At 70.0% G+C, this 21,343-nt stretch carries 23 protein-coding genes; 6 read left to right on the forward strand and 17 right to left on the reverse strand.

Going from position 1 to position 21,343, the window contains the following annotated elements:
* Window positions 1-20: 20 nt before the first annotated feature.
* Window positions 21-443, reverse strand: a complete 423-nt coding sequence (locus AC07RV_RS04830; RefSeq protein WP_296785818.1) for a hypothetical protein — start codon at window positions 441-443, stop codon at window positions 21-23.
* 198 nt (window positions 444-641) lie between these two features.
* Here AC07RV_RS04830 and AC07RV_RS04835 point away from each other — a divergent pair, with 198 nt between their 5' ends.
* Window positions 642-821 (forward strand): hypothetical protein, encoded by a 180-nt coding sequence (locus AC07RV_RS04835; RefSeq protein WP_296785823.1) that lies wholly within the window; start codon window positions 642-644, stop codon window positions 819-821.
* The gene (locus AC07RV_RS04840; protein WP_296785826.1) at window positions 806-2,017 is read left to right on the forward strand and encodes an NAD(P)/FAD-dependent oxidoreductase; all 1,212 of its coding nucleotides are present in this window, start codon (window positions 806-808) and stop codon (window positions 2,015-2,017) included. The genes AC07RV_RS04835 and AC07RV_RS04840 overlap by 16 nt, the downstream gene beginning before the upstream one ends.
* A 12-nt stretch (window positions 2,018-2,029) precedes the next feature.
* On the opposite strand, the gene AC07RV_RS04845 is transcribed toward AC07RV_RS04840, so the two are convergent.
* From AC07RV_RS04845 to AC07RV_RS04905, 13 genes are all read right to left on the reverse strand, one after another.
* The gene (locus AC07RV_RS04845) at window positions 2,030-2,872 is read right to left on the reverse strand and encodes an IclR family transcriptional regulator (RefSeq protein ID WP_057591224.1); all 843 of its coding nucleotides are present in this window, start codon (window positions 2,870-2,872) and stop codon (window positions 2,030-2,032) included.
* 95 nt (window positions 2,873-2,967) lie between these two features.
* A complete protein-coding gene (locus tag AC07RV_RS04850) occupies window positions 2,968-3,687 on the reverse strand; it encodes an SDR family NAD(P)-dependent oxidoreductase (RefSeq protein ID WP_057591225.1) in 720 nt (239 codons plus the stop codon).
* A gap of 25 nt (window positions 3,688-3,712) precedes the next feature.
* Complete coding sequence (locus AC07RV_RS04855; RefSeq protein WP_093347213.1) at window positions 3,713-4,696, reverse strand: tripartite tricarboxylate transporter substrate binding protein; 984 nt, start codon at window positions 4,694-4,696, stop codon at window positions 3,713-3,715.
* A gap of 55 nt (window positions 4,697-4,751) precedes the next feature.
* A complete protein-coding gene (locus AC07RV_RS04860) occupies window positions 4,752-5,492 on the reverse strand; it encodes an SDR family NAD(P)-dependent oxidoreductase (RefSeq protein WP_296785832.1) in 741 nt (246 codons plus the stop codon).
* Window positions 5,489-6,016 carry a 2,4'-dihydroxyacetophenone dioxygenase family protein gene (locus AC07RV_RS04865; RefSeq protein WP_296785834.1) on the reverse strand — a complete coding sequence of 176 codons (528 nt, stop codon included), beginning with the start codon at window positions 6,014-6,016 and terminating at the stop codon, window positions 5,489-5,491. Before AC07RV_RS04865 ends, AC07RV_RS04860 begins: the two co-directional genes overlap by 4 nt.
* Window positions 6,017-6,157: 141 nt before the next feature.
* Window positions 6,158-7,072: a LysR substrate-binding domain-containing protein gene (locus AC07RV_RS04870; RefSeq protein ID WP_296785837.1), complete on the reverse strand. Its 915-nt coding sequence runs from the start codon at window positions 7,070-7,072 to the stop codon at window positions 6,158-6,160.
* Between the two features lie 88 nt (window positions 7,073-7,160).
* Window positions 7,161-8,060, reverse strand: coding sequence for an alpha/beta hydrolase (locus tag AC07RV_RS04875; RefSeq protein ID WP_296785839.1), 900 nt, complete (start codon window positions 8,058-8,060; stop codon window positions 7,161-7,163).
* Window positions 8,060-9,565 carry a GMC family oxidoreductase gene (locus AC07RV_RS04880; protein WP_296785841.1) on the reverse strand — a complete coding sequence of 502 codons (1,506 nt, stop codon included), beginning with the start codon at window positions 9,563-9,565 and terminating at the stop codon, window positions 8,060-8,062. Before AC07RV_RS04880 ends, AC07RV_RS04875 begins: the two co-directional genes overlap by 1 nt.
* Window positions 9,562-10,176, reverse strand: coding sequence for an isochorismatase family protein (locus AC07RV_RS04885; RefSeq protein WP_281081570.1), 615 nt, complete (start codon window positions 10,174-10,176; stop codon window positions 9,562-9,564). Before AC07RV_RS04885 ends, AC07RV_RS04880 begins: the two co-directional genes overlap by 4 nt.
* 271 nt (window positions 10,177-10,447) lie before the next feature.
* Window positions 10,448-10,765, reverse strand: coding sequence for a toxin-antitoxin system YwqK family antitoxin (locus AC07RV_RS04890; protein WP_296785844.1), 318 nt, complete (start codon window positions 10,763-10,765; stop codon window positions 10,448-10,450).
* A gap of 61 nt (window positions 10,766-10,826) precedes the next feature.
* A complete protein-coding gene (locus AC07RV_RS04895; protein ID WP_296785846.1) occupies window positions 10,827-11,966 on the reverse strand; it encodes a CaiB/BaiF CoA transferase family protein in 1,140 nt (379 codons plus the stop codon).
* 35 nt (window positions 11,967-12,001) lie between these two features.
* Complete coding sequence (locus tag AC07RV_RS04900; protein ID WP_093347180.1) at window positions 12,002-12,850, reverse strand: HpcH/HpaI aldolase/citrate lyase family protein; 849 nt, start codon at window positions 12,848-12,850, stop codon at window positions 12,002-12,004.
* A gap of 10 nt (window positions 12,851-12,860) precedes the next feature.
* Window positions 12,861-13,838 carry a Bug family tripartite tricarboxylate transporter substrate binding protein gene (locus AC07RV_RS04905; protein WP_296785849.1) on the reverse strand — a complete coding sequence of 326 codons (978 nt, stop codon included), beginning with the start codon at window positions 13,836-13,838 and terminating at the stop codon, window positions 12,861-12,863.
* A 62-nt stretch (window positions 13,839-13,900) separates the two neighbouring features.
* On the opposite strand from AC07RV_RS04905, the gene AC07RV_RS04910 reads away from it, so the two are divergent.
* From AC07RV_RS04910 to AC07RV_RS04925, 4 genes are all read left to right on the forward strand, one after another.
* Window positions 13,901-14,647, forward strand: a complete 747-nt coding sequence (locus tag AC07RV_RS04910) for a GntR family transcriptional regulator (protein WP_093347174.1) — start codon at window positions 13,901-13,903, stop codon at window positions 14,645-14,647.
* 140 nt (window positions 14,648-14,787) lie between these two features.
* Entirely contained in the window at window positions 14,788-15,759 is a 972-nt protein-coding gene (locus AC07RV_RS04915; RefSeq protein ID WP_093347169.1) for a tripartite tricarboxylate transporter substrate-binding protein, read from the forward strand.
* A 14-nt stretch (window positions 15,760-15,773) separates the two neighbouring features.
* Window positions 15,774-16,130, forward strand: a complete 357-nt coding sequence (locus AC07RV_RS04920; protein WP_143129245.1) for a hypothetical protein — start codon at window positions 15,774-15,776, stop codon at window positions 16,128-16,130.
* Window positions 16,131-16,272: 142 nt separating this feature from the next.
* Complete coding sequence (locus AC07RV_RS04925) at window positions 16,273-17,595, forward strand: hypothetical protein (protein WP_296785854.1); 1,323 nt, start codon at window positions 16,273-16,275, stop codon at window positions 17,593-17,595.
* A gap of 6 nt (window positions 17,596-17,601) precedes the next feature.
* Here the strand turns inward: AC07RV_RS04925 and AC07RV_RS04930 are convergent, their stop codons facing one another.
* From AC07RV_RS04930 to AC07RV_RS04940, 3 genes are all read right to left on the reverse strand, one after another.
* The gene (locus AC07RV_RS04930; protein ID WP_296785857.1) at window positions 17,602-18,405 is read right to left on the reverse strand and encodes an alpha/beta fold hydrolase; all 804 of its coding nucleotides are present in this window, start codon (window positions 18,403-18,405) and stop codon (window positions 17,602-17,604) included.
* A 133-nt stretch (window positions 18,406-18,538) separates the two neighbouring features.
* Window positions 18,539-20,773: an LVIVD repeat-containing protein gene (locus AC07RV_RS04935; RefSeq protein WP_296785860.1), complete on the reverse strand. Its 2,235-nt coding sequence runs from the start codon at window positions 20,771-20,773 to the stop codon at window positions 18,539-18,541.
* A 50-nt stretch (window positions 20,774-20,823) separates the two neighbouring features.
* Window positions 20,824-21,327 carry a hypothetical protein gene (locus AC07RV_RS04940; RefSeq protein ID WP_296785864.1) on the reverse strand — a complete coding sequence of 168 codons (504 nt, stop codon included), beginning with the start codon at window positions 21,325-21,327 and terminating at the stop codon, window positions 20,824-20,826.
* Between the last annotated feature and the right edge of the window lie 16 nt (window positions 21,328-21,343).

A 21,343-nucleotide genomic window follows, 5' to 3' on the forward strand; every position in this document is an offset into this window, starting at 1 on the left:
CAGGCCAGCGGGATCGGATCTCACTGTGCCGTGAGAACCACGATCTCGCCGTTGGAGCCCCGCTGATAGAACAGCTCGTTGCCTTTCACCCGCACCTCGTTGCACCGGCTTTCGAGGGCCTTGCGCATGTCCTGGCAGAGCTTCGTGCCATCGAGCCGGACCGTGCCGTCGAAGATGCCTCCACCTGGTCCGGCACCGGTGCCGCCGCGCCGGTACGCCAGCCGGAAGTAGTCGTCGGGGCCGAAGTCCATCGTCCAGCCCGTGCCGTCCACGCGCGTGCCCACGAACTTCTTGCCGTTGAGGCCCTTGAGCGTCTCGGGCGTCAGTGACACGGCCTCCGCCGGAAATTCCGGCGCAGCCGACTGGGCCAGCGCAGCCGACAGAGCGAGCCCGAGCGCAGCCGCTGCGAATGCGCAGCGACGGATATGTTGCAGGGTTCTCATGCTTTCGATCTCCTATCCGCCTCGAGGCGTGAGTTGAAGCCCCCTCCGGGTGCTCTGCGGCGGAAGTATTGAGACGGGCCCGTTCCTTGGCATCCTTCGAATCAAGTAGATCCTCACCAGGCGCCGCACACGTCCCCTATAGCGGGGACAGACAAGCCGCCCCTCCGAGCCCACCATCGCGCTGCAGGAGACACGCAGATGGAATGGCTGATCCCTTACAAGCTCGACACCGACGCGCCCGACGGCGGCCGGCCCTCGCTCCAGGCCCCGAGCGCGCCTGAAAAGCGGCCCGACGCCGCACGGCATCGCAGCGCATGGACGCGCGTGCGCACCCTCTTCTTCCCCACCTCGATGCGCGCGCCATGCAGCAGGTCGTGATCGTCGGCGCGGGCCATGCGGGCTTCCAGTGCTGCGCCTCGCTGCGCCAGGAAGGCTTCGAGGGCGCCATCGTGCTGGTCGGCGACGAGGCCAGCCTGCCCTACCAGCGGCCGCCGCTGTCGAAGGCCTACCTGCTCGCGAAGGCGAGCGCGAGCGACCTGCACTTCCGCCCCGAGCGCTTCTTCGAGGAACAGCGCGTGCAGCGCCTGCAGGGCCGCGTCGAGCTGATCGATCGCGCCGCGCAGCGCGTGGTGCTGACGTCGGGCCAGGCGATCGCCTACGACCATCTCGTGATCGCCACCGGATCGAGCCCGCGCCGCATGCGCGTCGAGGGTGCGGAACTCGAGGGCGTGATGAGCCTGCAGACGCTGGCCGATGCCGACCGGCTGCGCGAGCGGCTGGCGGACAGCCGGCGCGCGGTGGTGGTCGGCGCCGGCTTCATCGGGCTCGAGTTCGCCTCGGTGGCGCGTGCCCTGGGCCTGGACGTGACGGTGCTCGACGTGGCCGATCGCGCGCTGGCGCGGGCCGCCTCGCCGCACAGCGCGCAGGCCGTGGCGGCCTCGCACGAGGGCCGCGGCACGCGGCTGCGCTTCGGCTGCGGCGTGACGGCGCTGGAGGGCCATGAAGGCCGGATCGCGGCGGTGCGCACCGCCGACGGCGAGACGTTGCCGGCCGACCTCGTGGTGGTGGGCATCGGCGCCGAGCCGCGCACGCAGCTCGCGGCGCAGGCCGGGCTCGCGGTCGACAACGGCATCCGCGTCGATGCGCAGCTGCTGAGTTCCGATCCGGCGATCTCGGCCATCGGCGACGTGGCGGCCTTTCCCGACCCTGTCAGCGGCCGCCCGATCCGGCTCGAGTCGGTGCAGAACGCCGGCGACCAGGCGCGCAGCGTGGCGGCGCGGCTCGCGGGCAAGACGGTGGCGCATGGCCCGGTGCCATGGTTCTGGAGCGACCAGGGCGAACTCAGGCTGCAGATCGCCGGGCTGCGCGCGGCCGACGACGCGCACGTGGTGCTGCGCGATGCGGCTTCATCGGCCGCCACCGTGCTGTGCATCCGCGAAGGACGCCTCGCGGCGGTCGAGACCCTCAACCGCGCGGGCGATCACATGCTGGCGCGCCGGCTGCTGGCCAAGGGCGTGGCGCTGAGCGAGGAAGAAGCGCGGGCGCCGGGCTTCCAGCTCAAGGCGCTGGCCTGAGCCGCACGCGCTTCAGAGCACGTCGCTGCCCGACAGCGAAGGCGTCTGCGCGATGCGCTCCGAGATGACGCGACAGGCCTCAAGCAGCGGCGCCACGTAGGCCTGCGCCGGATCTTCCTTCTGGCGGAACACCAGCGTGCTGACGCTGATCGCCGCCACCGGCACGCCGCCCACGCCGCGGATCACCGCGCCGAAGCAGAAGATGCCGGCCTCGTTCTCCTCGTTGTCGACCGACCAGCCGCGCTCGCGCGTCTTCTGTACCTCGGCGCGCAGCGCGGCGGCATCGACGGTGGTGTTGGGCGTGTAGCGCGGCATCGGCAGGCGCTTGACCAGCGCCTTGAGCGCGCCGTCGTCGAGCGCCGCCATGTAGGCCTTGCCGACGGCGGTGGCATGCAGCGACACGCTGGTGCCGATGCGCGAGGCCATGCGCACCGCGCTCGGGCTCTCGAGCTTCTCGATGTAGACCATGGTCGTGTCGTTGGGCACGGCCAGGTGCACGGTCTCGCCCGTGAGATCGCGCAGCCGCTTGAGCTCGTCGACGGCCGCCAGCCGCAGTTCGGAACGGCCCCAGCTGCGGCTCGCGAGCTGGATCAGCCGCGGGCCCAGCCCCAGGGTCGCGCTGTGCGGGTGCTCGACCAGCAGGCGCTCGGCGATCAGCGCCGCGACGATGCGGTGCACCGTGGGCCGCGGATAGCCGCTCGCGCGCATCAGCGCCGCGACGTTGACCGGCTCCTGCGCATCGGCCACCAGTTGCAGCACGTGCATGAACTTGGAGAACGACGCGGTGCCCGCGACCTGGTTCGCGGAAGCGGCGGAAGAAGCGGGAGCGGCGGAGGAAGACCGGGGAGCAGGCATGGACGAAGGGACGAGGCCGGCGCGGGCACCGGCGGGAACGAGGGCCGGGCCATTATCCATACCCTCCATCCAGTCCACGCGCATCGGGCGCGCCCTCAGCTCACCATGTAGCCGCCGTCGACCGGCAGCACCACGCCGGTCATGAACGACGCGGCCGGCGTGCAGAGAAACATCGCGGCGCGCGCCACGTCGTCGGGCGTGCCCCAGCGGCCCAGCGGCGTGCGCGCGAGGATCGGGCCCGCGCGCGCGGGATCGTCCTGCAGCGGTTTCGTGAGCGGCGTCGCGATCCAGCCCGGCGCGATCGCGTTCACGCGGATGCCGTCGGCCGCGTAGGCGATCGCCAGCGACTTGGTGAGCTGGGCCACGCCGCCCTTGCTCGAGGCATAGCCGGGCACCAGCCCGCCGCCGAAGAAGCTCAGCATCGAGGCCGTGTTGACGATGCAGCCGCCACTCGCCTTGAGGCGCTCGCGCGTCATGCCGCACACGCGCATCGTGCCCGTGAGGTTCACGGCCAGCACCTTCTCGAACACCGCGAGGTCGTGCTCCGCGCCGCGCTGGATGATGCCGGCGCAGTTGAAGACGATGTCCAGGCGCTCGATGCCGCCGATCGCGGCCTCGAGGCTCGCGTCCGAGGTCACGTCGGCCTGCCGGACCTCGACCGCGGCATCGAGCGTGCCGTCGCCGTTGCCCAGGCCGATGGCCGTGACCTGCGCGCCGAGCGCGGCCAGGTGGTTGGCGATCACGGCGCCGATGCCCTGGGTGGCACCGGACACCAGTGCCCGCTTGCCCTTGAAGAGTGCTGCCTCGTAAGTCATGAAAAGGGAGTTGCCTTTGCGTGGATCAGTTCTTGATGTCGAGCTTGCCCATCAGCGTCTTGAAGTAGGCGCTGTCCTTGGCCATCGTGGCCTTGAAGGCGACGTCGTCGGCATAGGCGAAGCCCAGGTTCTGCTTGTCGAGCACCTCGCGGAAGGCCGGCTCGTTGGCGGCCTGCTGGCTCACGGTCTTCAGGTAGGCGATGACCTCGGGCGGCGTGTTCTTGGGCGCCGCGATGCCGCGCCAGGTGCCGATCACCAGGTCGATGTTGCGTTCCTTGAGCGTGGGCACCTTCTCGAAGCCCTTCACGCGCTGCTCGGCCATCACCGCCAGCGTCTTGAGCTTGCCGGCCTGCACGTAGGTCGTGACCTCGGCCGGGCTCACCGCCACCGCGTCGATGTGGCCGCCCATCAGCGCGAGCACCGCGGGGCCGGCACCCTGGAACGGCGTGTGGTTGAACTTCACGCTGGTCTTGTCCTCGAGCGCGGCGGCCGCCAGGTGCCAGATCGAGCCGTTGCCGGCATTGCCCACGCTGAGCTTGCCGCTGTCCTTCTTCGCGGCGGCCAGGAATTCCTCGATGGTGTTCCACGGCGCATCGGCGCGCACGGTGATTGCGGCCTGGTCGGCATTGAGGCGCGCGATGGGCGCGAGGTCCTCGTAGGTGAACTTGGCGAGGCCCATGTGCGGCAGCGTCGTGAGTTCCACCGTGACCACCGCGAGGCGGTAGCCGTCGGGCTTGGCGTTGATCACGTCCTGCCAGCCGATGGCGCCGCTGGCGCCGGGCTTGTTGACGATGATCATGCTCTGCGGCATGTGCTTGCGCGTGGCATCGGCGAAGGCGCGCGCCAGTGCGTCGGTGCCGCCGCCGGGCTGGAACGGCACCACCAGCTCGACCGGCTTGTTGGGATAGTCGCGCGATTGCGCCGAGGCGGGCGCGGCGGCCAGCAGCGCCGCCACCGGCAGCAGCGACAGCGCCGCGAGGCGTTGCAGTTTCGAGGCGAAGCGAATCATGGGGTGTGTCTCCGTGGTTTGAAAAGGAATGGGACCGAAAAAACTTGGCGGCGCTTCAGTACGTGGCCCGACCGCCCGAGAGATCGAAGGTGGCGCCGGTGCTGAAGCTGCACGAGCCCGAGCACAGCCAGGCCACCATCTCGGCCACCTCGGCGCTCTCGCCCAGGCGCTGCATCGGGCTCTTGCCGATCATGGTCTGCACGTGCTCGGCCGACATCTGCTCGAGGATCGGCGTGCGCACCGCGGCCGGCGCGATCGCGTTCACCAGGATGCCGGTGGTCGCGAGCTCCTTGCCGAGCGACTTGGTCAGCGCGATCACGCCGGCCTTGGCCGCGCTGTAGGCCGAGGCATTGGGCGTGCCCTCCTTGCCGGCCAGCGAGGCGATGTTGACGATGCGGCCCGCGCCCGCGGCACGCAGGTGCGGCACCACGGCGCGGCACACGTTGAAGGTGCCGACCAGGTTCACGTCGACGATGCGGCGCCAGGTGGCGGGGTCGTAGGCATCGAGCGGCACCGTCGGTCCCGCGAAGCCCGCGCTGTTGACCACGAAGTCGATGCGGCCGAAGCGCGCGGCCACCGCGGCGGCGGCACGCTCGACCGTGGCGAGATCGCTCACGTCGACCTGCCAGGCGTCGTCGTTCGCAGTGGCCTCGGCCATGTCCCACACCGCCACCCGCGCGCCGCTGCGCCGCAGTTGCGCCGCGACTTCCGCGCCGATGCCGCTGGCACCGCCGGTGACCACCGCCACCGCGCCCGCGAAGTCGTAGCCGGCGCGGCCGTAGGCCGTCGTGCTCATCGGATGAACTGCTTGACGTAGTCCGCGCCGAGGCCGACGTTGTCGAAGTGCTTGCGGCACATGTCGATCTTGGTGAACACGTCCTCGTAGCCCATGCCCTTGCCCCAGGGGTCGGTGTAGTACATGACACCGTTGACCTGGAAGTAGGTGATCATTTCCTCGACGTCCTCGGGCACGTACAGCGTGTGCGTCTCGCCCGGCGGCTCGAACACGTAGCTGCCCTCGGTGGCTTCCCAGTCGTGCTCGAGATAGCGCCAGCGCCCCTTGAGCACGAAGCCGTGCACCGCCTGCGGATGGCGGTGGCGGCTCAGCACGCCCGACTTGCGCACCTTCAGCAGGTTCATCCAGTAGCCCTGGCTCGCGTTCAGGCACAGCGGGCGGAACCACACGTTCTCGGCCTGCGGCACCCACAGGCGCTCGTCGCTCGGGATCGCGTGCTGCACCACGATCTCGGGCAACGCGTCCGGAGGATTCGGGTACTGGTAGGGCATCTTCGGGGTCGGATCCGAATCATCGAGGGGCATGTCGCTTGTCCATATTGTGGATGTATGTCCATATTGTAGACATCGATGCCGAGGCCACGTCTTTGCGTAAACCCTGATGGCGCGCGCGACTGCGCCGCCGCATCGGCGCGGCGGGTCGGATCACGGGGGTTGCGCTTGCGCTCAGTCGAGCCGGACGGCGGCGGGGAAGGCCTCGACGAGATGCTCGATGAAGGCGCGCGCGGCCGCGCTCATGCCGCGCCGGCTCGGCATCAGCGCCGAGATGGTCGAGTCGGCCGCCACCCAGTCGGGCAGCACGCGCCGCAGGCGGCCGGCGCGCAGCTCGTCGCGGCAGATGTAGGCCGGCAATGCGACCACGCCCATGCGCGCCTCGGCCGCGCGCTTCAGGGTCACCATGCAGGTGCCCTCCATGCGCGGGCGGATCGCGACCTGCGCGGTCTGCGCGCGGTCGTCCTCGCGCTTGAGCTGCCACAGGGGCGCGAGGCCGCCGCGCTTCATGAACAGCGTGGCGCAGCCCAGCAGGTCGTCGGGCGTCTCGATGGCGCCGGCGGTTTCGAGGAACTCGGGCGCCGCGAACAGGTGCCAGGGCGCTTCCGCGAGCGCGCGCTGCACCAGGTTCGAATCGGGCAGCGCGCCCGAATAGGCGCGGATCGCGAAGTCGTAGCGGTCGGCCACGATGTCGACGTTGGCGTCGCTCGCGTCCTGCAGCAGGTTGACCTTCGGGTACTTCGCGAGAAAGCTCGCGACCATCTCGGTCATCGCGAACTGCGAGGTCGCGACCGACACCGTGTAGCGCACGGTGCCGGTCGGCTCCGTGCTGCGGCTGCGCATCGCCGCCTCGGCCTCGTTGGCGCGCGCGATGGTGGCGACCGCGTGGCCATAGAAGGCCTCGCCCGATTCGGTCAGCGTGATGCGCCGCGAGGTGCGCGCCAGCAGCGTCAGGCCGAGCTCGGCCTCGAGCTGCTGGATGCGGTAGCTGATCGTCGAGACCGGCCGCTGCAGCGCGCGCGCCGCGGCCGAGAGGCTGCCCCGGTCGATCACTTCCACGAAGTACCGAAAGTCGTTGAGGTCGAGCACGCGTGTCTTTCGCCGATGGGTTCTTCCGAGTCCGCGGCAACTTAGCACGTTCCGCGCGCACGGGCCACGCGCGGACCCGGGCAAAGGGTCAGGCGTTCCAGTGGCGCGACACGAACGCGGCCGCGCGATCGAGTGCCTTGCGCGCGCTGGCCAGCTCGCGGGTGTTGAGCTGGAACACGTGGTGCATGCCCTGCCACTCCTCGAGCTCGACCCGCGCGCCCGCGCCGCTGGCCGCTTCCACGAGACGGCGCGAATCGTCGCGCAGCACCTCGTCCGAGCCGACCTGGACCAGCGTGGGCGGCAGGCGCCGCAGGTCCGCATCGAACAGCGGCGAGCCACGCGGATCGCTGACCGGCGCGCCGCCCAGATAGGCCGCGGCCGAAGCACGCAGGTAGCCGACGTCGAGCAGCGGATCGCCGACGGCCAGTTCCTGCGCGCTCGCGCCGCTCAGGCTCAGGTCGGTCCAGGGCGAGAACGCGACCAGCGAGGACACGGCGATGCCCTGCCTCGCGGCCTCGAGCACGGTCGCGAGCGACAGGCCGCCACCGGCCGAGTCGCCCACCACCGCCACCGCGCCGAAGCGCGCTGCCAGCCCCGCGAGCGTGCGCAGCGCGAGGTCGCGCGCGGCGGGCAGCACGGCCTCGGGCGCCAGCGGGTACTCGAGCACGAAGGCCGGCACGCGCGTGCGTGCCGCGAGCTGGCTGGCCAACCCGACATAGGCGCTCGCATGGCCCAGGCCATAGCCGCCGCCATGGATGAACAGCAGCGCGCGCCCGGGCACGGCCTGCGCGGGCTCCACCCACCAGCCGGAAGCGGCTTCGTCGACGGCCTCGCGCGCCGCGACTTCGGAAGCGGTGGGCGTCTGCGCGATGAAGCGGTCGTAGATGTCGCGCGGCGTGCCGGGCGCGGTGGACCAGAAGCGGCCGAACTCGAGGCGCAGCGCGCGCGCGGCGGCGATGTCCTGGGGATCGATGGGAACGAGGGCCATCAGCGGACTCCGAAGCCATGGCCCGCGAGATGCCAGGCCATCATCATGGTGGTGATGTTGGGCGGCGCGCTCGGTGCCCTGGGCATGATCGACGCATCGATCACGAACAGGCCCGGCACGCCATGCACGCGGCCACCGCCATCGACCACGCTCTGACCGGGCGGCCCCATGCGGCAGGTCGAGGTCGGGTGCGCATAGCCGTCGAGCTGCTGCTCGATCGCGCGCTGCAGGTCGTCGCCATCCGAGAACTCAGGCCCCGGCGCCATCTCGGCCGCAACCATCTGCGCGAACGGCGACTGCCGCCCGATCGCGCGCGACAGCCGCACGGCCTCGAGCATGCGCGCCATGTCGCGTGGCGTGCCCAGCAGGTTGTAGCGGATGCGCGGCGCGCTGCGCGGATCGCGGTCGGCCAGCTCGAGGCTTCCGGTCGCCTCGGGCTGCGTCACCGACACCGCCAGCACGATCGCGCCGCCCGTGGGGCTCAGCGCCGGATCGAACAGGTGGGTGGCCGAGATGTGCAGGTCGAGGTCGCCGGGCTCGGCCTGCGAGGACGCGGCCCAGAGGATCGCGCCCGCCGCGGGATGCATGCCGGCCGCCTCGGGCGTCAGCGCGTAGACGTTGTAATAGAACGGATGCTCCTGAAGGCCCTGCCCCACCGGCAGTTCCGCCACCAGCGGAATGCCCAGCGACGCCAGGTGCGGCGCGGGACCGATGCCCGATCGCAGCAGGATCGCCGGACTGCCGAAGGCGCCCGCGCTGAGGATCACCTGGCCCGCGCGATGGCTCCGGCCCTCGGCATCAACCACGCCGACCGCGCGCCCTTCCTCGAACAGCACGCGGTCGATCTCCACGCCACCGCGGATCGTGAGGTTGGGTCGCGCACGCACGTCCTCGCCGAGGAAGGCGATGCCGGTGTTGATGCGCCGGCCCGAGATCACGTTGAGCGGATAGGGCGCGACGCCGGCCTGCTGCTCGCCGTTGAAGTCCGCGACGCGCGCGAAGCCGAGCGCGGCCGTCGCATCGACGAAGCCATTGAGCGCCGGCGTCAGCTCGTCGCGCCGCCGGTTGCGGATCGGCAGCGGACCCGCGCGGCCGCGCAACGCGTCGTCGCCGTCGGGCGTGTTCTCGATCGCCTTGAAGGCCTCGAGCAGTTCGGGCCATTGCCAGCCCTCGATGCCGAGCGCGCGCCACTTCGCGAAGTCCTCGGGCCGCGAGCGCATCGCCACCGCCGCGTTGACGGCCGAGCTGCCGCCCAGCGTCTTGCCGCGCGGTGCATGGATGCTGCGTCCCGCGAGGCCGGTCTCGGCCTGGTAGCCCCAGTCGTGGCCATCGGGTCCGCCGGCCGTGTCGGCATCCGCGAGGTCGCGTGGAAACACGTTCGGCCGGTAGGCTTCGCCGGCTTCGAGCAGCAGCACCTTGCGCGCCGGATCGGCGCTGAGCCGATGCGCGAGCACCGCGCCCGCCGAACCGCCACCGACGACGATGACGTCGAAGGCAGCGCTCATCGCGACAGCGCTCCGGCCACCTGGCCCATCAGCACCGCGAACGGCATGTCGAGCGCGGCATACACGTCGAGCGCCTTCGGATCGGCGTTGTCGCCCATGATCTCGACCATCAGGGTCGCGTAGTCGGAGATCTCGATGCCGAGCGTCGTCAGCCGCGCGATGCCTGCTTCGCGCTTGGCGGCCGAGAAGGTGCCGCAGGCGTCGATGGCGATGATCGGCTGATAGCCCTCCTCGCGCGCCGAGATCGCCGGCAGCGAGGCGCAGACCTCGAACGACAGCCCCGCGATGATCAGGTGATCGCGCTTCGTCGCCTTCACGGCCTCCACGAAGGGCGGATAGTCCCAGGCGTTGACGGTCGAGCGGTCCATGATCTCGCCGCCGCCCAAGGCTTCCTTGAGCTCGGAGGCCGTCGGCCCCCACATGCTGTCGCGCGCCGTCGTCACCGCGACGATCGGCAGGCCCAGGACCTTGGCCGCCTTCGCGAGGCCGACGACGTTGTGCTTGAGATCGCTGACCGTCATGTCGCGCACGCCGGTCATCAGGCCGACCTGGTGATCGATGAGCAGAACGGCGGTGTTGTCCCGCGTCATGCGGGTGCGTTGGGTTTGCATGGGGTGTGACTCCTGGCGATGGGTTGGTGCGGGTTCGAAACGTGAGGCATTCGAACGGATGCGCCAGGCAGGGTCAACGAGATCGGCGGGGATCGGGGCTGGAAGGATCTTCCAATGGGTTGGAGGGTGGAAGAGGTTCCAATGGGACGGATGCTTTTGCCGGGATCACCTGCTGCGGCAGGGAGCGCCGGTCGGGACAGGGAAGCTCATGACGCAGCACGCCACCGTCGTCTTCTCGCAGGGATCGACGGCCTCGGCGCGGCCTCTGCCCTCAAGCGTCGTGGCTCTCGCTCGGCCCTTCAGTCCCGTCGGCATTCCAGAAGCGCCACACGCCGACTTCGCGCCCATCGCGATAGTGGCCCTCGGAGGCCGGCCGGCCATCGGGATGGAAGTCGCGCCAGAGCCCGTCTTCCTTCCCGTCGACGTAGTGGCCTTCCGATACCACCGTGCCGTTCTCGTGATAGGCCACGAACGAGCCATGCCGGATCCATCGCGTCCTGTCGGGCGACATCACCCTCGCGTAGCGGAATCGGATGGTTCCCGATTCGTAGGGGATCTCGGCGACGTTGAGGTCGGGGTCGGCGGTCATGTGATGCAGGGGAAAGGCGGTGCGTCGATCTCAGTCTAGCAACCGCCGCAGCGCTCCCGCGTCAGGTGCGCTCGCTCCGCCCACCCACGACCTGCACCGTATGCTCCCCCAGCATCGGCGCCCTCGCCTCCCGCTTCACCCCGCGCTCGCCATTGAAGCGGATCGGCTCCACCACCGCGCGGTAGCTGCCCAGCGTGGGATGCGCATGCGTCGCCAGCAGCCCCTGGTGGGCGACCTGCTCGTCGTCGAACACCTCCTCGATGCCGCGCACCACGGTGCATGGCACGCGCGTGCCGAAGATCGCTTCCCATTCGCGGGCGCCGTGCCGCATCAGCGCGGCGCGCAACTGCGGCACCAGCTCGGCCTCATTGGCCTTGCGCAGGCGCATGTCGGCAAAGCGCGGATCGCGCGCCAGATGCGCGAGGCCCGTGAGTTCGCACAGCGCCTCCCAGAACGGCTGGGTCTGGGCCTGCAGGTAGACGTAGCCTTCGCGCGTGGGGTGGATGCCCGAGAGCGCGCCGCCGCGCAGGTCGCGATCGACGCCGGGGCTTTCGCCCTCGGCCCACACCATGCGGCCCGCCTGCATCGCGAGCGCCGCTTGCAGCAACGACGTATCGACGCGCTGTGGCAGGCCGGTGCGTTCGCGCTGGAACAAGGCGGCGCAGATGCCGGTGGCGATCAGGCTCGCGCCGTAGAAGTCGACGGCCGATCCCCACACCACGCGCGGCTCGTCGCCCGGATAGCCCTGCGCCTTGGCGATGCCGGTGCGGCATTGCAGCACCTGGTCGAAGCCGGGGCGCTGCGCCTGCGGGCCGTCGGGGCCATAGCCGGTGAAGCTGCAATAGATCAGGCGCGGCTGGATCGCGGTCAGCGTGTCGCAGTCCAGCGCCAGCCGCTCGGCCACGCCGGGGCGGAAGTTGTGCAGCACCACGTCGGCCTGCGCCACCAGCCGGTGGCAGGCCTCGCGGTCCGCGGGCTGCTTGAGGTCGAGCACGATGCTGCGCTTGTTGCGGTTCACGCCGATGAAGGCGCGGCTCTCGCCGGGCAGGGTCGAGGGGTAGTAACGCATCGGGTCGCCCTCGGGCGCCTCGATCTTGATCACGTCGGCGCCCAGGTCGCCCAGCAGGCTCGCGCCGTAGGGGCCCGCGATGTAGGTGGTGAAGTCCAGCACCTGGATGCCGTCGAGTATCTGTTGCGCCATCGATGTCGTCGTTTCGGGTCTTGTGGTGTGAAGGCTCAGGCGAGCAGGCGCCGCGCGCGATCGACCATCGGGCGATCGATCATGCGGCCATCGAGCCGCAGCGCGCCCAGGCCCTCGGCGTCGGCGCGGGCATGCGCCTCGAGCACCTTGCGCGCCTGCGCGATCTCGGCCTCGGTGGGCGCGAACACGCGGTTGAAGACCTGCACCTGCGCCGGATGCACGGCGGGCGTGCCGCCGAAGCCGAGCCGGTGCGACAGCCGCGCCGCGTCTTCGAGCGCATCCAGGTCGTCGAGCTCGGCGATGGAGGCGGCCAGTCCCCAGCAGGCCAGGCCCTCGGCTGCGGCACACATCGCGACGCGCGCGGCCGCGGGCACCAGCAGGTCGGCATGCGGCGGCCGGCCGATCGCGGCCGCATAGTCCTCGGCGCCGAAGCCCAGCGCACGCAAGGCGGGATGGGCCGCCGCGATCGCATCGGCGCGCAGCACGCCGCGCGGGGTTTCGATCAGCGCGACCAGCGAGCGCGGTCCGTTCGAGCCGCGCTCGCGCGCATGCCGCTCGAGGTGCACGACCGCCGCGCGCACCTCGCTCGGCGACTCGACCTTGGGCAGCATGACGGCATCGACGCCCGCGGCCACGCAGGCCTCGAGGTCGGCGTCGAGCAGTTCGGCCTCGGCATTCACGCGCGCCATCAGCGGCAGGCCGGTGCCGCGCAGCGCGCCGGCCGCATGCGCCAGCGCAAGCCGCGCCTCGGCCTTGCGCTGCGGCGCGATCGCGTCCTCGAGGTCGAGGATCAGCGCCTGCGCGCCGCGCTCGCCCGCGCGCGCGAAGAAGCGCGGCTCGAGCACCGGCACGAACAGCGCGCAGCGGATGCGGTGGGCGTCCATCGGCCGTTCCTCAATCGGCGGTGATGCCCAGGCGGGCCACCACGCCTTCCCACACCGGCGCGTCCTTCAGCATCTGGGTGCGGAAGCTCTCGACCGGCATCACCAGCGGCTCGGTCTCCATGCTCGCGAATTGGGCCTTGACCTCGGGCGAGGACATCACGGCCGCCATCTCGGTGCTGATGCGCTCGACGATGGGCGCGGGCAGCTTCGAGGGACCGAACAATCCGCCCATGGTGTTGAGCGTGAGGCCGGGGTAGCCGAGTTCGGCCATCGTCGGCACCTCAGGATAGGTGGCCAGGCGCTGCGCCGAGGTGACGGCCAGGGCCCGCAGCCGCCCGCCGCGGATCAGCGCGCCCGCGGCGATCGGCGAGTCGGTCGAGAACAGCACCTGCCCGCCCGCGAGGTCGGCCAGCGACTGGCCGCTGCCCTTGTAGGGCACGTGGGTGGCCTTGGCATGGACCTGCTGCAGGTACATCTCGGTCGCCAGGTGCGTCAGCGTGCCGGTGCCGGAGGACGAATAGCTCGATGGCGCCGCGGCCAGCCGCTTCGTCAGTTCCTGCAGGCTGCGCGGGCTGTCGGGCTGGGTGCCGACCAGCACCATGTAGGGGCTGCGCAGCGCCGCGGCCACCGCGGTGAAGTCGCGCAGGTGGAACTTCGCGTTGCGGTTCATCGCGGGCACCACCACCAGCGGCGCGGTGGTGCTCAGCAGCAGCGTGTAGCCGTCGGCCGGCTGGTCGAGCACGAACTGGTGGCCGATGATGCCGCCGCCACCGGCCTTGTTCTCGACGTACACGCTCTGCTTGAGCCGCTCGCCGAGCTTGCTCGCGAGCAGGCGCCCGATCACGTCACTGCCCGAGCCCGTGCCCTGCGTCACCACCAGCCGGATCGGCTTGCTGGGGTAGGTGTCGGCCAGCGCCAGCGGTGCCACGCCGGCCAGCGGCAGTGCGGCGCCTGCGGACAGCGCGCGGATAAAGTCTCTACGATGCATGCGTTTGTCTCCAGTGGCGTCTGCTTCGCCTAATTAGTCGAATATTCGAATATTATCTCTTCATGGCGCATCCAACAAGTGCCGGCGCGGCGTTGACCATCCAGGACATCGTCGACGCCATCGTCCGCGAGATCGACGAAGGCCGTTATCCCGTCGGCAGCCTGCTGCCTTCCGAAGCCCAGTTGCAGGCGCAGTTCGGTGCCACGCGCTACCGCCTGCGCGAGGCCATGAGCGCGCTGCGCAAGCTCGGCGTGATCGATTCGCGCGCCGGCATCGGCACCCATGTGCTGGCGCGCAATCCCACGCCCTTCTTCGTGCATTCGCAGCAGACGCTCGAAAGCATCATGGAGGCCGCGCGCACCACGCAGCTCAAGCTGGAGCGCGCCGGGCTCGTCGCCGCCGACGAGCAATTGGCTGGCCTGCTGCAGGCCGAGCCGGGCAGCCAGTGGCTCTTCCTCGACACGCTGCGCTACCTGCGCGGCGAAGCGCGCCCGACCGGCGCGCTGTGGCTCTACATGCGGCCCGAGTTCGCGGGCGTGGCCGAGCGGCTGGAAGCATGGAACGGCCCGGTCTTCAAGCTGATCGAGCGGCTCTACGGCGTGGGCGTGGCGGTGGTGGAACAGGAGATCGACGCGGCGCCACTCGAGTCGCGCCTGGCCGAGCGCCTGGATGCAGTGCCCGGCTCGCCCTGCCTGCAGGTCACGCGCCACTGGTTCGATGGCGCGGGCAAGCTGGTGCAGTGCTCGGTCGGCCTCTATCCGCAGGGGCGCTCGCGCTATCGGTCGCGGCTGCCGCTCGCGAGCCTCTGAGTTCGAACGGCCGGGCATCGGGCGCCACCGATGCCCAGGCTGTCGGTGTTCACCTAAGGTGACCGCCTTAACAACCAGGCGTCTTCTGCGCGGCGTGGGTGGGCTATAGCATTTTCGGCTTCACCCACAACGAGACATCAATGAAGCGCCTGTTCACGATCGCGATCGCGGCCCTCGCCGCCCTTCCTGCGTTCGCCGAGTATCCCGACAAACCGATCATGATCGTGGTGCCCTTCGCGGCCGGCGGCCCCACCGACAAGGTGGCGCGCGACTTCGCCGAGGCGCTGCGCAAGCCGCTGGGCAACGTGGCGATCACCATCGACAACACCGGCGGCGCCGGCGGCACGCTCGGTGCCGCCAAGGCGGCGCGCGCGGCCAACGACGGCTACACGCTGATGCTGCACCACGTGAGCATGGCGACCTCGCCCTCGCTGTACCGCAAGCTGCCCTACAAGACCCTCGAGGGCTTCGAATACCTGGGCCTGATCAACGAAGTGCCGATGACGCTCATCAGCTCGAAGTCGGTGCCCGCGAACAACTTCACCGAGCTGCGCAAGTGGCTCGAGACCAACGGCAGCAAGACCAACCTCGCCAACGCCGGCATCGGCTCGGCCTCGCACCTGTGCGGCCTGATGCTGCAGAGCGCACTGAAGATCGCGCCGCAGACCATTCCCTACAAGGGCACGGCACCGGCCATGACCGACCTGATCGGCGGCCAGGTCGACATCATGTGCGACCAGACCACCAACACCACCGCGCAGATCGAGGGCAACATGGTCAGGGCCTATGCCGTGACCACGCAGCAGCGCCTGAAGACGCCGGTGCTGGCCGCCCTGCCCACGCTCGACGAGAGCGGCCTGAAGGGCTTCAACGTCAGCATCTGGCATGGCCTGTTCGCGCCCGCGGGCACGCCCAAGGCGGTCACCGACAAGCTCAATGCCGCGCTCAAGGTGGCGCTCAAGGACCCGGCCTTCATCAAGAGCCAGGAAGGGCTCGGCGCCGTGATCATCACCGACGCGCGCGTCAACGGTCCGGAGCACAAGAAGTTCGTCGAGACCGAGATCGAGAAGTGGGGCGCGGTCATCAAGGCGGCCGGCCAGTACGCGGACTGAGCATGGACCGCGCCATGACGACGAATCCGAACCGCCTGCGCCTGCGGCTGATCGCCCTCGCGGCGCTGGCGCCGCTCGCGGGCGCCGCCGCGGCCGCCTCGCCGAAGTTCTCGGTCGAGCTCGTGGGCGGCCGCATCAAGGGCGACGACACGCTGAAGGTGCGCCAGGGCGACCAGGTGCAGATCAGCGTGGTCAGCGACCAGCCGCTGGTGCTGCACCTGCACGGCTACGACATCGAGGCCCAGGTGACGCCGCCCGCGCCGGCGCTGCTGAGCTTCAAGGCCAGCCTCGCGGGCCGCTTCCCGGTGCACGAGCATCGCCACGGCCCGGGCAACCACCGCGCCGTGATGTTCATCGAAGTCCATCCCTAGGCGCGCCCTGAAAACGCTTCGCTTCGGGACCGGTCTCGCGATCGCGTGCGCCACGGCCGGCGTACAGGCGCACGGCTTCGGCCAGCGCTTCGACCTGCCGCTGCCGCTGTGGCTGTGGCTCACGGGGGCCGGCGCGACCCTCGTGCTGACCTTCGCGGCGCTCGCGCTGTTCGCGCGGCGCCACGACTTCGGCTCCTCCTTCCTGCGCGACACCGACCTGCTGCGCTTCGCACCGCTGCGCCGCCTCGCGCATCCGCTCGCGGTGGTGCTGCGAACGCTGGGCTGCGCGCTGTTCGTGCTGACGCTGGCCACCGGCTTCCTCGGCAATTCCGACGCCTATGCGAACCTGATCGTCACCATGGTCTGGGTGCTGTGGTGGGTCGGCATGGCCTTCTTCTGCGCGCTGGTCGGCGACCTGTGGGAGATCGTCAACCCGCTGCCCACGCTGTACCGCGCCGCCGCGCGCCTGGTCGGCGGCGGCCGCGAATCGCTGGGCTTGCCCTGGCCGAAATGGCTGGGCGCCTGGCCGGCGGTCGCGCTGTTCTTCGCCTTCGCCTGGACCGAGCTGGTGTGGCAGGACAAGGACCTGCCCTCCGCCCTCGCCGGCGCCCTGCTGGGCTATGCGCTGCTGAGCTGGGTCGGCATGCTGCTGTTCGGCGTGGAGGCCTGGCGCCACCGGGCCGATGCCTTCGCGATGGCCTTCCGCGTGCTGGGCCGCTTCGCGCCGCTCGAGCTGCGCGGCTCGACGCCGACCGAGCCCGCGCGCCTGCGATTGCGGCCCTATGGCGCGGGGCTGCTCACGACCGAGCCGGTGCCGAATTCGGTGGCGGCCTTCGTGCTGCTGATGCTCGCGACCGTCACCTTCGACGGCTTCCACGAAACCCCGCTGATGGACCGCATCGGCACCGCCGCGCAGACCTCGCGCACGGTGGCCGAGACGCTGTTCACGCTGTCTTCCGCGACCGGCATGGACGAGACGCAATGGCTCAACAGCGTCATGCTGCTGCTGTTCCCCGTGGCCTTCGTGCTGATCTTTCGCGGCGTGGGCGCGTGGATGCTGCGGCTGGCCGGCAGCACCGAACGCGCGGCCGTGAACGCGATGGTCTGGAGCCTGGTGCCGATCGCCGTGGCCTACCACCTCGCGCATTACGCCTCGCTGTTGCTGACGACAGGGCAGTTCATCGTTCCGCTCGCCTCCGATCCCTTCGGCTGGGGCTGGAACCTGTTCGGCACGCGCGGCCGCACGGTCGACCTCGGCATCGTGAGCCCGGCCGTCTACTGGTACACGGCCGTGACGCTGATCGTCGTCGGCCATGTGCTCGCGGTCGTCGTCGCCCATGTCGAGGCCACGCGCCGCTTCGCGAACCACCGCGCGGCGATGCTGAGCCAGTTGCCGATGCTGGTGCTGATGGTGGCCTATACGAGCCTGAGCCTCTGGATCATGGCGCAGCCGATCGTGGGGTGAGCGGCGTCAAGCCAAGGCGGCCTGGCGCTTCAGAAAGCCCTCGACCACGCCCGCGAAGTACGACGGATGCTGCTGCATCGGGTAGTGCCCGCAATCGGGCACCACCCGCAGCTCCGCGTTCGGATGCCACGCGAGGAAGGTGTGCTTCATCGCCTCCGCATCGAGCCCCGGATCCCTGTCGCCGACGACGACCAGGAACGGCGTGTCGAGCCCTCGCACCTCGTCGACGAAATCGGCCGTGACCAGCATGTCGAGGTAGCGCCTGCGGCATGTTGGCGCCACCGCCTCGCGGTGGTGCCGCAGCTGCTCCTCGACCCATTCGTCGGGCAAGCCCCCGCCGACGAACTTGAACAGCCGCCGAAGCGCGTCATCGTCGTCGGCCGTGCTCGCGAAGAAGGCCAAGGCCTCCGGACCCAGCCTGTTGCCGGCGGCTGAAACCGGGCACACGGCGATCGCGCTCGCGATGCGCGAGGGCGCGTCCGCCGCGAGGCGTTGCGTGGCCATCCCGGTCATCGAATGGCCGAGGACATGGAAGCGCCGCCAGCCGAGGCGGTCGGCGAGCGCGAGGCAGTCCGCGGCGATCTCCTTCACCGTGCACTCGCCCGGCAGTGCGATCGACAGCCCATAGCCGCGCAGGTCGGCGAAGACATGGGTGAACGCCTGGCCGTCGAGCCAGGGCAGGAGCGCGTCGTAGTTCGCGTGGTCGCCGAGCCAGTCGTGCAGGACCAGCACGGGGATCGGCCCATGGCCATGCCGGACGTATCCGAGGCCGGCGTGCGATGCGGGGCGAATCTCGAGGGGTGCTTTCATCTCTGGGTTCCATGGAAGTTGCGGAACAAAAAGAAAACGCCCTCCCGGCGAACCGGGAGGGCGTTTTGAAAGTGCCGCGATGCTATCGACCGCGCGAGCGAAGGTCAACAGGCATGCGCGGTCCTTCGCATCGTCAGCTCTTGAGGTTCGCCACCGTCAGCTTCCCGCCGCTTTGCAGGTAGCCATTGGTCGTGAACGAGCAGCCCTCGGTGCAGCTCAGCGAGAAGAAGCCCTTGTTGCCGCCGTTGTCGGTCACCTGCAAGCGGAACTTCGCGGGCTGGCCGTCGAAGCTGCCGTCGGCGTCGATCTGCACCGAGTTGCTGGTGGCCGTGACCTGCGCGCCATCGGCGTCGATGGCCGAGCCCAGGCGCGTCACCGCGCCCAGCTGCACCTTGTTGCCCAGGCCTTCGATGCTCAGGCTGACGCTCGGGCCCTTGCTGTCGCGCCCGGCCTTCAGCGCCACCGTGATGTCGCCCTGCGCCGTCGCCACCTTGCCGCTGACGTTCGCGCTGCGGCTCATGCACGGGTTGTACTGCGGGTTGGTCAGCTCGAGCGAGACCAGGCCGCCCTGGTTCCAGCCCGTGTAGTAGAGGCAGTTCTCGGCGTCGTAGCGCGGGTCGGGACGGGTGAAGTCCATCTTGCTCGGCGTGTTGCGCCGCGCGACGTAGTAGCCGATCTCCTTCGGGCTGGTCGGATCGGTCCAGTCGGCGAAGCGGATGCCGCCCGATGCGGCCGCGTAGACGGCCACGCGCATGTGGTTGCGGTCGTCGAAGTTCAGGTAGTGAACCATCGGGACGTTGCCGCCCTCGGCCACCAGCGTCGGGCAGACGCTGGCCTTGTTGGCATCCTGCTCGTAGGTGCCGACGATCTTCGGATGCTTCTCGTCCGAGATGTCGATCATGCGGCCGAAGCTCTGCTGCTTGCACTGGTTCGGCAGGCCGTTGGTGTCGCTGGTCGTCAGGGCGTACGACTCGTCGGTCGAGACGATGTACTCCTTGCCGTTGACGTGCCGTACCCATTCGGTGGCGTGCGTCGCGGCCGTCGAGGTCATGCGCGCATAGCCGCCCTGCTCGAACTCGGGGTTGGGCTGCTGGTCGCACCACGAGAGGAAGCTGACGTACTTCAGCTTCGGATCGGCCGCGCGCTTGACGATGTCGCTCGAGTCCATGATCAGCAGGCCGTTGGCGCAGGTCTGGTCGCGCCAGAAGGTGGTGGTGGGCGTCGGCAGGTTGCCGGCCACCTGGCCGCCGCCGCCGTACACCGCGAGATAGAGCCGCGTGCCGTCGGGGTTGGTGCTGACGTCATGGATGTTGGTCGCGGCCATGATGCGCCAGTTCTTGTTGTTCTTCACCTCGTCGGGCAGCTGCGAGCGGTTCCAGCTCAGCAGCAGCTTCGGGTTCTTCGGATCGTCGAGGTTGGTGATGTGCAGGTCGACGCGCTTGTTGTCGATGGTGTAGTTGGCGAAGTTGTCGTCCGTGGGCGAGGTGCCGCCGGTGATGAGCGTGGTGCCGCCGTCCTTGGCCGTGGTGCCGAAGGGCACGCCGTACCAGGTCTTGCCGTCGGGCGAGAGCCAGCCGTCGTGGTGGCCGCCCGAGGACTGGTAGCTCGCGTTCAGCGGCACCGGGTGCAGGCAGTCGCTGACGTCGTAGACGTCCACCATCTTGTTGTCCTTGTAGCCGGCCACCAGCAGGTCGCCCGACAGCTCGAGGCCCGAATAGGCTTCGAGCGCGGCCGGGGTGCGCAGGATCTTGCCGTTCGGATTGACGGGCGTGGCGGCGGTGGTTTCCTCGCCCCACTTGTTGGTGCTCGTGGCCTTGACGCTGGCCGACGGCGCGGTGCCGACGACCGTGGTGTCGCCGCTCGCGGGCACGACCTGCATCTTCGTCGGCGTCTTCATGTCGAACACGATGATGCCGGTGGTCAGCGCGGCATCGCCGCCGGCCGCGCCATCGCGGTTGGAGGCATAGGCGCAGCGCGTCGAGCCCTTGGCCTTGATCTGCAGGTCGCCGAAGGCGCCGCGGCCGAACAGCGTGTTCTGCGCGACCTTGCGCGCGCCGCACCAGTAGCCCTGGAAGCCATCGGGATTGGCGGTGGCGTCGTACATCGCCGACTTGGGGATGTGGCCATTGACGCCCGGCTCTCCCTGGTCCCCGGGGCCGGGCTCGCACAGCCGCGGCGGTGTCACGTAGTCCTGGGCCACCGGCCCGGTGTCGGTGGGCGGCTGGTCGGTGGACCCCGCGGGTGGCGGCGCGGAGCCGACGATGAGCGGCGCGCTGTCGTTGCTGCCGCCGCACGCGGCGAGCAGCAAGGCGCTGGCGAGGGCGCCAACCAACAGCAGGTTGGCTCTGGGGGCTTGTCTTCTCTTCATGGTTCTTCTTTCTCTGTCAAAAAACACGGGGCCAGGGGAAAGTCTTCGCGTCAATGTCCGAAGGGGGCGGGGTCTCCCGCGAATGCCGGTTCCACGTCCGGCTCCGGCGGGTGGGCCGGGCGGGAGGGCAGCGGCGACGCGACGGTGCGGTCGGTCTCGATCACGACCGACTGCCCCGCGCCCGCGAGCACGACGCTGTCGGGCTGGATCGCGCTGACGGTCAGGCCCTCGACGTGGCCACCGACACGCAGTTGCAACAGTTGCGAATCGCCGGCGCGGCGCATCAGCGCGAAGCTGTCCACGCCATCGGCCGCCACGACCGTGCCGACGAGCTTGAAGGCCGAGACCGACAGCGCGGCATCGATCGGCTTCGCGGCCACCGGCACGGGCTTCGGTGCCGGTGCCATCGCAGGTGCGGGAGCCACGGCGACCGGCGGCATCGGCACGACGGCCTCATCGGACGACGGCCACCACCACGTGGCCGACAGCGCGACGGCGAGCACCGCCACGAGCCACCAGGGCCAGCGGATGCGATGCGTCACGGAAGCCTGCATGGATGTCGATGTGGTT

This window comes from Variovorax sp. GW821-FHT09B01 (assembly GCF_059418345.1).